An 11,962-nucleotide genomic window follows, 5' to 3' on the forward strand; every position below is an offset into this window, starting at 1 on the left:
TCGACCGGCCGGCGCCGTCAGCCGTCGACCAGCCGCCCGTCCGCCAGCCGCACCACCCGGTCGGCGAGCGCGACCATCACCGGGTCGTGCGTCGAGACGATCGCCGTCATGCCCTCCGCCTCCACGACGGCGCGGATCAGCGCCATGACGGCCCGGCCCGTCTCGGAGTCGAGCTGGCCGGTGGGCTCGTCGGCGATGAGCAGGCGGGGGGAGTTCGCGAGCGCCCGGGCCAGCGCGACCCGCTGCTGCTGACCGCCCGACAGCTGCCCCGGACGCTGCCGCGCGTGCGGGCCGAGGCCGACGAGGTCGAGCAGCAGCGCGACGCGGGCCTCCCGCTCGGCGACGGGCGTGCGCCGCATCCGCAGCGGCACGCCCACGTTCTCGGCCGCCGTGAGGACGGGCACGAGCCCGAACGTCTGGAAGACGAACGAGACGACGTCGCGGCGCAGCGCGACGAGGCAGCGCTCGTCGAGGGACGACACCTCGCGTCCCGCGACGACCACGCGGCCCTCGTCGGGGCGGTCCAGCCCGCCGATCGCGTTGAGCAGGGTCGTCTTGCCCGACCCGGACCGTCCCACGACCGCGACGAGCTCGCCGGGCCGCACCTCGAGGGACACGTCCTGCAGTGCGTGCACGCGGGCCCGGCCCGTCCCGTAGCTGCGGTGCACGTGCTCGACGCGCACGAGCGGCTCGGCGGCCTGGGGGCGCCCCGGCGTGGCGGCGGCGGTGGTGGCGGTCATCGGACGTCCTCCGGTCCCGCGTCGCGCGGACGGTCGGGGTGGATCTCGACGTGCGCGCGCTCGAGCGCCAGGCGCACGCGCCCCACGAGCTCGAGCGTCTCGCGGTACTCGCGCGGCAGCTGCACGCGCCCGGCGCGGTCCAGCACCGCGAACTCCTCGGCGACCGTGTGCTCGCTGCCGTCGTCGCGCGTGGCGGTGCGGCGCAGCACCTCGGTGCTCGTGCGGCCGTCGCGGATCTCGACCGTGCGCTGCACGTGCTCGCTGACGCCCGGGTCGTGCGTCACCACGACCACCGTCGTGCCGAGCTCCCGGTTGACCGAGCGCAGCGCGCCGAGCACGTCGGCCGACGTCGCCGTGTCGAGCTCGCCCGTCGGTTCGTCGGCGAACAGCACCTGCGGGGAGTTCGCGAGGGCCGTGGCGATCGCCACCCGCTGCTGCTCCCCGCCGGACATCTGCGTCGGCCGGCGGTCCGCGCAGTAGCCGACACCCAGCACGTCGAGCAGGCCGGCCGCGTCCGCGCGGCGCGCGCGCCCGGGCCGCCCCGCGAGTGCCATCGGCAGCGCGACGTTCTCGGCGGCCGTCAGGTACGGCACGAGGTTGCGGGCCGTCTGCTGCCACACGAACCCGACCATCGAGCGGCGGTACTGCACGCGCTCGCGGGCGGTCATGGTCATGAGGTCCCACGGGCCGACGCGTACGCGCCCGGCCGTCGGCACGTCCAGCCCGGACAGCACCGACAGCAGCGTCGACTTCCCGGAGCCGGACGCGCCGACCACCGCGACGAGCTCGCCGGCCTCGACGAGCAGGTCCAGGCCCTGCAGCGCCTGCACCTCGATGCCCTCGGCCTGGTAGATGCGCACGAGCGACTCGCACACGATGAGCGCGGTGCGGCCGAACTCCTCCGGGCGGGCGCGGGCCCGCTCCTCGAGCGCCGACAGGGTCGCCGTCGCCGTCGTGCCGTCCTGCACGCTCAGCTCGTCCACCGGGTCCATGCCGGCTCCCTCCTCGTGGTCCGCGTCATCGTCGTCCCTGCCTCACCGCTCGCCCACCCGCAGCACCTCGCCCAGCCGGTCGCGCCGACGCACCGCCTGCTCGACGGCGACCGCGACGACCAGGGCCACGAGCAGGGCACCGCCCGCCACGGCGACCGACCACAGGGCGGGAACCGTGCGCGCGGCCGGACCGCCCGTCAGCGACTCCAGCCCGAGGGTGTCGGTGACGAGCAACGGCACCACCAGGCCGATCGCGGTACCGCCCAGGAACCCGCCGAGCACCAGGGGTGCGAGCTCGCCCAGCGTCGCGGCGCGGGCCGCGCCGGCGTCGAGGCCCAGGGTGCGCAGGGTCGAGAGCGTGCGCCCCCGCTCGCGCGCCGTGGCCACGACGACGAGCACCAGCGCGAGCACCAGGAGAGCGACGAGCACGACGATGCCGAGCGCCTGCAGCCCCAGCAGGGCCCCCGTCAGGGGCTCGGCGGACCAGGCCCGCCACCACCCGTCGCGCGTGGTGACCGTGACGCCCGACCACGTCGGTGCCGCGAGGCCCAGCGCGGCGACGGCCTCCGCCGCTCCCGGCCCGGCCACCCACGCGCGGTCCGTGGCGGGCAGCTCCACGCCGGTGGCCGCGAGCGTGCTGCGGTCGAGCACGACGACGCCGTCGTCGGTCTCGCCGACGGGGACGGCCGCGCGCGCGTCGAGCGGCGGCGCGCCCGCGTCGGCCGACAACGTGGTCGTCCCGCGCACGTCGAGGACGACCCTCTCGCGCAGGTACGACACGTCCGGAGGTCCCGTGACGCCGTTCTCCGCGAGACGGTCGAGCAGCTGCGCGCTCACCAGGGCCGGCACCTGCCCGTCGGCCGCCTCCTCCTGCGCGAGGCCCGCAAGCCCCGCGTCGACCGGCAGCCCCCGTGCGGTGCGCGCGGCGGCGAGCTCGGCGGTGTCCACGACCAGCAGCGTGACCGACAGGCCCGTGCCCTCGCCGAAGCGGCGGTCGGTGAGCTGGCTGCCCGCCGCCACGGCGGCGACCCCGTCGGCCCCGCGCAGCGCGGCGAGCGCCTCGCGCCCGACCGGACGGTCGAGCGCGCCGTCGAGCCGGGCGTCGGCACCGACCAGCCGGTCGGCCGCCTCCACCTGCCCCGTGCGCACCGACTGCGCGAGCGTCCCGGAGAGCACCACGAGCGCGACGGCGACGGTGACCGTGAGCAGCGGGACGACGGCCGTCGCGGCCCCCTGCGCGCGCGCCGCGGCGAGCGGAGCCGCGATCCCGCGCGAGCGCGCCGCCAGCCGGCCGGCGACCCGCACGAGCGCGGGCGCGACCCGGACCACCACGAGGGACGCGGCGGCGGCGACGAGCACCGGCGCGGCCGCGAGCAGCGGGTCGACCTCGCCCGCGGCGACGGGGACCAGCCCCCGCGTGCGCACCGACGTGAGCGCCGCGACGGCGAGGACGACCACGAGGGCCTCGCCGGCGAGCCGCCGGGCGCCGCGCTGCGCGGCGAGGCGTGCGCGCTCGCGGCGGTCGGCGGGCACCCGGCGTCCCGCCCACGCCGCGCTCGCGGCGCGCGCGGCGAGCACGGGCGGCGCCAGCGCGGCGGCGACCGCCACCGCGACGGCGACGGCCGTCGTGCCGCGGTACGCCCCGAGCGCCCAGTCCACCGCGCCGTACGCGACGCCACCGACGGCGAGCGCGACGGGGACGGTCTCGACGAGCGCGCGCAGGACGACCGACGCGAGCGACGCGCCGCGTGCCCGCTCCGCGGCGAGGAAGGCGCGCCGCCGCTCGACCAGCAGCCCGGCGGCCAGCACGAGGCAGAGCGCGCCGGTGGCGGCGACGCCCACGACGACCAGCGACGCCTGCGCCCGCGCGGCCACGAGGCGCGTCTCGAACGCGTCGACCACGGCCGGCAGGTCGCTCGCGAGCCCGCCGCTCGTGGCGGCGAGCGCGACGACGTCCCGGCGCATCGCCCGCGCGTCCTGGAGCGTCAGGTCGGCGGTCCGCACCTGCGCGCGGACCGCCGCCTGCAGCACGGCGGTCGGGATGACGCGCTGCAGGTCGGGGGCGTTGTCCGGCGGCACGAACAGGCCGTGGACCTCGCCCCGGTCGACGCGCGTACCGCTGGCGGCGACCGGGGAGACGAGCCAGGGCGCCTCGCGCCACAGGACCGAGCCCGGGTCGACCGGCTCGTACAGCCCGGTCACCACGTACTGCGCCTCGCCGCCGACGTCGTTGGTGCCGCGGCTGATGACGAGCGGGCCGGCGTCGAGCGTCACGCCCAGCCGCTGCGCTGACTCCGCCGCCATGCCCACCTCGACGCGGGGCACGAGGTCCGGCTGCGTGGGCCCGGCCTGCTCGGTGTCGGGGACGGGCCGGGGCTCCTGCCCCGCGACCCACCGCACGGCGTCCTGCGGCCGGTCGCCGTCGCCGACGGTGGCGACGACGCCCACGCGGGCGGCGAACGTGCCGGAGGGGAGGCGCGCGGTGAAGGCGCTCGACCGCACGGTGAGCACGGGCACGCCGATGCGGTCGCCGAAGGAGTCCATGAGGAACTCCGCGGACTCCTGCACCACCGATCCCGCGCCCAGGCTCATGCCGGTGGTGGGCAGGGTCGGGACGGCCACCACGTCCGCCGTGGTGCCCGCGTTCTCGACGGCACCGCGCACGCCGAGGTCGCCCGCGCGCTCGACGAGCCGGGGGAGCGCGAGCGCGAGCACGAGCGTGCCGAGCAGCAGCACGGCGGACCCCACGAGCAGGGCGCGGTCCTGCGCGGCGCGGCGCCGGGTGACCAGGGAGGCACCGGCGGTCGTCGCGCGCGCGGAGGTGCGCAGGGCGGTCGATGCGGTCACCGGTCGTCCCCCAGTCGCAGGAGGGCCCCGGACGCGCGCCGGACGAGGAGCCCGGCGACGACGCCCACGGCGAGGCAGGCGCCCACCGCGAGGGCCGCGGTGAGCAGGAGCTGGCCGCCCCAGGGCCAGGCGACCCCCGGTGCGGGCACGGGGCGCAGCCCCTCGCCCGAGACGGTGAGCACGGGGGCGACGGCGTGCGCGAGCCCGAGTCCGATCGCGACGCCGGCGAGGGCGCCGACGGCCACGAGGAGCGCGTGCTCGCCGAGCAGCCCGCGCACGAGCGAGCCGCGGTCCGACCCGAGCGCCTGGAGGCGGGCCAGCTCGAGGCGGCGCGAGCGCACCGCGACGCTGGCGCTCGCGCCCAGGCCGACGACGACGAGCAGCCCGGCGCCCAGGCCCACGAGCGAGAGCGCGACGGGCACGCTGACCCGCAGCGGCCCGCGCGTCGCGGTGACGCGCTCGTCCGCCCGCACCGTGACGTCCCCCAGGGCCTCGGTGCGCAGGTCGGCGGCGAGCGCGCGTGCCGTCGCGTCGTCGGGCGGCGCGAACCACCAGCCGTCGAGCAGCGTCTGCGGCGAGCCGGCGTCGACCAGCAGACGGGTGAGCGCGTCGGAGTCGACGAGCATGCCCGGCCCGCGCGGGGTGCCCGGCAGGTAGGGGACGACCGCCTGCACGCGGGCGACGGCGTCCAGGCCGCCGACGGTGACCAGCACGCGGTCGTCGGGCCCGACGAGGGCCTCCTCGGCGAGGTCCGCCGTGAGCACGGCGCGCAGCTCGTCCTCGCCCTCCCACGCCGCGATCGTCGTGTGCCCGCCGATCGTCGGCTCCGACAGCGCGATCGGGTCCATGTCCGCCGACACGGTGACGTCGGTGCCGGACACGGCGACGTCGGCCGGGTACGGGACCGCCCCGCTGAACGCCGCGCCCGGCCACGCGGCGAGCTCGGCCAGCGCCAGCGGCGTCGAGGGGGCGCTGTCGTCGAAGGAGAGCGCGTTCGCGGAGCGGTCGACGGCGCGTGCCGACGCGAGGGTGATCGACGTGCGGCTCGTCCCCTCGCCGCGTTCCTCCGCCGCCGCCCAGTCGGCCGGCAGCTCGGCGAGCCGCAGGCGCGCGGACACGCCCACCACCGTCACCGGGAGCGCGAGCTCGGGGACGCGGAACCACGCGCTGCCGGGCTCGGCGAGCGAGGGCACGTGCGAGCTGATCCACGTGCGGACGCCCTGGGCGTCCTGGACCACGAGGGACAGGCCGACCTCACCCGGCGCCGGGTACTGCTGCTCGACGCGCACCTCGGCGGCGACCCACTCGGTGTCGCCCGGGAGCGTGACACCCGGCCGCGCCTCGGAGGGGGCGAGCGGCGCCACCACCTGCGACCACGGCACGTCCGCGCGCCCGCGCAGGACGTCGGGGCGGGTCGTGTCGACCGCGAGCAGGCGCGTGTCCTGCACGGAGGAGCGCGTGAAGTCGTCGATGGCCAGGCCGATGCTCGCGGTGCGGTCGACGACGGGCACCGCGAGCACGTCGGGGTGCGCCGCCAGCACCGCGTCGGTCCGCCGTGCTCCGGGCAGGCCGTCGCCCTCGAGCCCGTCCAGGCGGACGTCGGTGCCGACCGCGAGGTCGGCCTGCTCCTGCTGGGACGCACGCCAGGTGGCGAGGAAGGACTGGGAGAACGTCGCGGAGGCGACGGCCAGGACGAGCACGAGGACCGCGCCGGTCGCCGCGGCCGGCCGCCGCGCCACCTGCCACGCCGCGAGCGGCGCCACGAGGGACCGGCTGCGTCCGGCCAGCGCGTCGGCCGCGCGACCCACCACGGGCACCAGGCGCAGGGCGAGGACGGCGGCGCCGAGCGCGACGAGCGCCGGGGCCCCCGCCAGGACGGGGTCGACGGTCGCGGCGGCCGACGGCACCGCGAACGGCGCGCCGTACGTGAGCAGCTGCCAGAGCGCGACGCCGGCCAGGGCGACGAGCGCGAGGTCGGCGCCGGCCCGCACGAGGCCGGCGTGCGCGGAGGGCGCGGACGAGCCGGCCGCATGCCACTGCGGGACGACGAGGGAGACGGCGAGGACGGCCCCGACGAGCGCGCACGTGGCCACGAGCAGGACGGGGGCGCCCTCGGGCGCGTCGAAGCCCGCCGATCCGAGCAGCTCGCCGCCGACGAGGAGCCCGTACAGCGCCCGGGACGCCCAGGGGGCGACGAGCGTCACCGCCACGAGCAGCCCCACGGCCTCGAGGACCGCCAGCGAGCGCAGCTGCCGAGGGGCCGCGCCGCGGGCGGCGAGCAGCTCGCCCTCGGCGGCGCGCCGCTCACCGAGCAGGCGGGCGGCCAGGAGCATGACCGTCGTCGCGAGGACCGTGAGCAGCAGGCCGACGACGACGACGCCGGCGCGCGTGACCGCGAGCTCGCGCCACGCGGCGTCGATCGTCCGGTCGACGCGTGTGCGCACGGCGCCGCGGGCCTCGGTCGGGCGCAGGTCGGCGGCGAGCGCGACCTGCATGTCGGGTACGGCGGCGCGCAGCGCGGTCACGGCGCCCCGGGGCGCGTCGACCAGCCGGGGCACGACGACGAGCTCCATGGACTCCACCGAGCCGCGCGCCGCGAGCGCCGCCGGGTCGACCAGGACCGGCCCCCACGCGTCGGTGGTGGACATGCCGGCGGACCCGGGCACCGGGAACGCGGGGTCGTGCCCACGGCCGTCGAGCCGGTCCCGGTCCCACGTGCCGCGCGGGCCCTCGAGCTCGTGGACGCCGACGACGACCCACTCGTCGCGGCTCTCGCCGCGCTCCAGGCCGACCGGTACGACGGTGCCCACCTGCCACCCGTACTCCTGCGCGGCGAGGGCGGGGACGGCGACGAGCAGGCGCCCGTCGCCGTCGCGGACGGCGTCGGGCCAGGCCCCGGCCACGAGCCGCGCGTTCTCGTCGAGGCCGGGGTACGCCGCGGTGTAGGCGAGCGGGACAGCACCGGTCGGGGTGCGGCCGGGGAGCCGCACGAGCGGTCCGCTGCGCCACACCTCCTCGTCGCCGGGGATCCCGCTCAGCGTCTCCTCGACGACGTCGCGCGCGATCCCGAGCGCGACCTCGGGGTCCTCGTCGTTCGGACGCACGGTGGCCAGGAAGCGGACGGACTCGTCGTCGGCGCGGTGCAGCGCCTCGTCGAGCGCGTCGTTCTGCGTGCCGTCGAGCAGCAGGGCGAACGTGCCGAGCAGCGTCGTGGCGGTGAGCGCGACGACCGCGACGGTCGCGAGGACCGCGCCCTGGTCGCGGACGCGTCGCGTGAGGACCCGCCACCGCCAGCCCATCGGCACCTCCCCGTCCCGCCCCGCGACGTCGCGGGTGCCTGCCGAGACGCCAGGCTAGGGAAGCGGCCCTAGCGCTGGGACCGCTTCCACGTCACGGAACGGAAACGTTTCGTACCCGGCGGTAACGGGCAGCCCGGGGGTGGTGAGGCGTCCGAGCCGTCGCCGTCCTCCTCAGTCCCGCCCGGTCCGGGCCGATGGGCCGTCGACGCCACCGACGGCCGGGGGCGTCCCCGGACGTCGACGCCACCGACCCGGGAGCTCTCGTGACCTCGCCCGCCGCCACCGGCGCCCCTCGCACGTCCACCGCCGCAGCGGTCCCCACCCCGCGGCCGCCCGCCGACGCGCCCGCCCCGCGCGGCACCCGTCCCGCGGCCGGCGCACCCGCGCACCGGGGGCGCGTCCCCGGGCTGCGCGCCCGTCTCGTGGTCGCCGGCGGCGGTGCCGTCGTGGCGACCGCGCTCGTCCTGTCCGTCGTCGGCGGGGCCCTCACGTCGGACCTCGCCGACCGCGCCGCCGACGAGGTCGCCGGGCTCGTCGGCACCTCCCTCACGGAGTCGGCCGACCACGCGGTCACCCTGGTCGGCACGCAGGTCGACACGGTGGGCGCGCACGTGCTGGCCCAGCTGCGCGTCGCCGAGCAGCTCGTCGAGCAGCGCGGGGGCGTGGGGTTCGGCGAGCCCGTCGCGTGGACGGCGACGGACCAGGTCACCTCCGACCGCCGGGACGTCGTGCTGCCGGCGCTCCAGGTCGGCGGGGAGTGGCTCGGCCAGAACCGCGACACGGCCGTGCCCACACCCGTGGTGGACGAGGTCGCGGCCCTGCTCGGCGGTGCCGTGACCGTCTTCCAGCGCGTCGACGAGGAGGGCGACATGCTGCGTGTCGCCACCACCGTCCCCACCGCCGACGGGAGCAGGGCCGTGGGCACCTCCATCCCCGCGGTCGGCGCGGACGGCGTCCCGACGCCCGTCGTCGAGGCCCTGCTCGCCGGCGAGACCTACAGCGGCGTCGCGACCGTCGTCGGCGTCCCGTACGTGTCGGCCTACTCGCCGCTCGTCGTGGACGGCCGCGTCGTCGGTGCGCTGTTCGTCGGGGTCCCGCAGGCCGACGTCGACGCACCCCTGCGGGCGTCGCTCGCCGAGGCGCGGGTGGGGGAGGGCGGCGGGCTGACCGTGCTCGCGGCGGACGGCTCCACCGTGGTGCCCGCCGCACCCGTCCTGGGCGACGCCGACGCGGCGGAGGTGGTCGCGCAGGGCGCCGAGCTCGCGGAGGGCGACCACGCGGTGCGGACCCTGCAGGTCGGCGGCGCGCCCGCCCGGGCGGTCGTGACCCGGGCGCCGGCCTGGGGCTGGACGGTCGTGGCGTGGGCGCCGGAGTCGGAGGTCGGCGCGGTGGCCGCGGAGCTGCGCGCGGGGTCCCGCACGCTCGTGACGACGCTGCTGCTCGTCGGGCTCGGCGTGGCGGTGCTCGCGGTGGCCGCGGTCGCCCTCTACACCAGCCGTCTCGTGGGACGGGTCCTGCGCCTGACCCGCGCGCTCGAGCGGGTCGCCGCCCGCGACCTGGGCGTGCAGGTGCGGGCCGAGGGCCGGGACGAGATCGGCGCCATGGGCGCCGCCCTCGCCGTGGCGGTCGAGGGCATGCGGGGCGCCGTGGCACGCATGCGCGACGGCGCCGCCGACGTGCGCGGCACCGCGGACCGGCTGACGGGGTCCAGCGCGGCGCTCGCCGCGGCCGCCCGCGAGTCCGCCACCGGCGCCGCCGGCGTCTCCGAGAGCGCCGGCGCGGTGTCGGCCGAGGTCACCGCCGTGACCGCGGCGACGACGGAGATGCAGGCGACGATCGCGTCGGTGGCGCGCGACGTCTCCTCCGTCCGGCAGCAGACCGGCGACACCGTCGCCCTCACGGGCGAGGCCGCGCTCGCGGCGCAGCGCCTCGCGGCGTCCTCGTCGCAGATCAAGGACGTGGTGGCCGCGGTGTCGGCGATCGCGGGGCAGACGCACCTGCTGGCGCTCAACGCGACGATCGAGGCCGCGCGCGCCGGGGAGGCGGGGCGCGGCTTCGCCGTCGTCGCCGGCGAGGTGAAGGGCCTGGCGGAGCAGACCTCCACCGCGCTCGGCACGATCGCGCCCGTGCTGACGGCCGTCGAGCGGGACGCCGGGGACGTGGGCGGCGCCGTCGGGCGCATCGCCGAGGCGATCCGGGCCGTCGACGACCACCAGTCCTCGATCGCCGCGGCGGTCGAGGAGCAGGCGGTGACGACGGCCGAGATCGAGCGCAACATGGTCGGCGCCGCCGGGGGGACGCAGGACATCGCCGCCGCGATGCAGCAGGTGGCCGACGAGGCGGCGCGCTCGCGGACCGAGGCCGACGAGGTGCACGACGCGGTCGGCGGCCTCACGCGCGTCGCGGCCGTCCTGCGCGAGGAGGTCGAGCGCTTCCGGCTCGACGGGACGACGGCGGCCTGAGCCCGGCCCGCGACGACGAGGGCGGCCCGCCCGGTCGGACCGGGCGGGCCGCCGTGGCGGGTGGGGTCAGGCCTGCGGCGGACGCGTCATCGACAGCACGTCGAGCGCCGAGTCGAGCTGCTCGAGGGTGATCTCCTCGCGCTCGACGTGACCCAGGTCGATCGTCGCCTGCCGGATCGTGACGCCGTTCTTCACGGCGTGCTTGGCGATCGCGGCGGCCGCCTCGTAGCCGATCACGCGGTTGAGCGGGGTGACGATCGACGGGGACGACTCCGCCAGCGCGCGGGCGCGCTCGACGTTGGCCGTCAGCCCGGCGACGGTGCGGTCCGCGAGCACGCGCGAGGCGTTCGCGAGCAGGCGCACGGACTCCAGCACGGCCGACGCGATGACCGGGATCTGCACGTTCAGCTCGAACGAGCCGCTGGCGCCGGCCCACGCGACCGTCGCGTCGTTGCCGACGACGCGCGAGCACACCATGAGCACCGCCTCGGGCACGACCGGGTTCACCTTGCCCGGCATGATCGAGGAGCCCGGCTGCAGGTCGGGGATCGCGAGCTCGCCGAGGCCGGTGTTCGGGCCCGAGCCCATCCAGCGCAGGTCGTTGCAGATCTTCGTCAGGCTCACCGCGATGGTGCGCAGCGCGCCCGACAGCTCGACGAGGCCGTCGCGCGAGCTCTGCGCCTCGAAGTGGTCCCGCGCCTCGGTGAGCGGCAGGTCCGTGTCCTCGACGAGCAGCGCGATGACCCGCTGCGGGAAGCCGGCGGGCGTGTTGATGCCCGTGCCGACGGCCGTGCCGCCGAGCGGGACCTCGGCGGCCCGGGGGAGCGCGGCCTGCAGCCGCTCGACCCCGTAGCGCACCGCCGCCGCGTACCCGCCGAACTCCTGGCCGAGCGTCACCGGGGTCGCGTCCATGAGGTGCGTGCGCCCGGCCTTGACGACCTCGGCCCACGCCGTCGCCTTCTCCTCCAGCGCGCGGGCGAGGTGCTCCAGCGCCGGCACCAGGTCGCGCACGACGCCCGCGGTGGCGGCCACGTGCACCGACGTCGGGAACACGTCGTTGGACGACTGCGAGGCGTTCACGTGGTCGTTGGGGTGCACGTCGCTGCCGAGGCGCCGCGTCGCGAGCGTCGCGATGACCTCGTTCGTGTTCATGTTCGAGCTCGTGCCCGAGCCCGTCTGGTAGACGTCCACGGGGAAGTGCGCGTCGTGGACGCCGCTCGCGACCTCGTCGGCGGCCGCCACGATCGCGTCGGCGACGTCCCTCGGCAGGACGCCCAGCTCGGCGTTCGCGCGGGCCGCGGCCTTCTTGATGCGCGCGAGCGCCTCGATGTGGCCGCGCTCCAGCGTGCTGCCGGAGATGGGGAAGTTCTCGACCGCGCGCTGCGTCTGCGCCCGGTAGAGCGCCTGGGCGGGCACGCGCACCTCGCCCATCGTGTCGTGCTCGATGCGGAACTCCGGCTGGGCGGAGGGAGGGGTCGCGGCAGCGGGGGAGGCGGTGGCGGCGGCCGACCCCTCCGGGCCGGCCGCGACGTCGGGTCCGGTGCTGGAAGTCATGGCCCGCATCCTCCCACTGGTGGACACGGACGCGCTCCGGTGGCGGGACCGCCGCGGTGGTAGTCGGA

Annotated in this window: 6 protein-coding genes; 1 reads left to right on the forward strand and 5 read right to left on the reverse strand. The window is 77.8% G+C overall.

Translation table 11 applies throughout. From position 1 onward, the window contains the following. Positions 1-17 precede the first annotated feature (17 nt). Genes FB586_RS08030 through FB586_RS08045 form a run of 4 tightly spaced genes read right to left on the reverse strand, consistent with a single transcriptional unit; the run spans position 18 to position 7,878 of the window. Complete coding sequence (locus FB586_RS08030) at positions 18-740, reverse strand: ABC transporter ATP-binding protein (RefSeq protein ID WP_136518771.1); 723 nt, start codon at positions 738-740, stop codon at positions 18-20. After that, the gene (locus FB586_RS08035; protein WP_136518772.1) at positions 737-1,732 is read right to left on the reverse strand and encodes an ABC transporter ATP-binding protein; all 996 of its coding nucleotides are present in this window, start codon (positions 1,730-1,732) and stop codon (positions 737-739) included. The genes FB586_RS08030 and FB586_RS08035 overlap by 4 nt, the downstream gene beginning before the upstream one ends. A 42-nt stretch (positions 1,733-1,774) precedes the next feature. Continuing rightward, entirely contained in the window at positions 1,775-4,579 is a 2,805-nt protein-coding gene (locus FB586_RS08040) for an FtsX-like permease family protein (RefSeq protein ID WP_136518773.1), read from the reverse strand. Beyond that, positions 4,576-7,878 carry an FtsX-like permease family protein gene (locus FB586_RS08045; protein WP_136518774.1) on the reverse strand — a complete coding sequence of 1,101 codons (3,303 nt, stop codon included), beginning with the start codon at positions 7,876-7,878 and terminating at the stop codon, positions 4,576-4,578. The genes FB586_RS08040 and FB586_RS08045 overlap by 4 nt, the downstream gene beginning before the upstream one ends. A 263-nt stretch (positions 7,879-8,141) precedes the next feature. Between FB586_RS08045 and FB586_RS08050 the strand changes: the two genes are divergently transcribed. Further along, positions 8,142-10,340: a methyl-accepting chemotaxis protein gene (locus tag FB586_RS08050; protein WP_136518775.1), complete on the forward strand. Its 2,199-nt coding sequence runs from the start codon at positions 8,142-8,144 to the stop codon at positions 10,338-10,340. A 66-nt stretch (positions 10,341-10,406) separates the two neighbouring features. On the opposite strand, the gene FB586_RS08055 is transcribed toward FB586_RS08050, so the two are convergent. Then, the gene (locus FB586_RS08055) at positions 10,407-11,894 is read right to left on the reverse strand and encodes a class II fumarate hydratase (protein ID WP_281276657.1); all 1,488 of its coding nucleotides are present in this window, start codon (positions 11,892-11,894) and stop codon (positions 10,407-10,409) included. Positions 11,895-11,962 lie beyond the last annotated feature (68 nt).

Source organism: Cellulomonas telluris (assembly GCF_004886325.1).
GTDB classification, from domain to species: Bacteria; Actinomycetota; Actinomycetes; order Actinomycetales; family Cellulomonadaceae; genus Cellulomonas; species Cellulomonas telluris.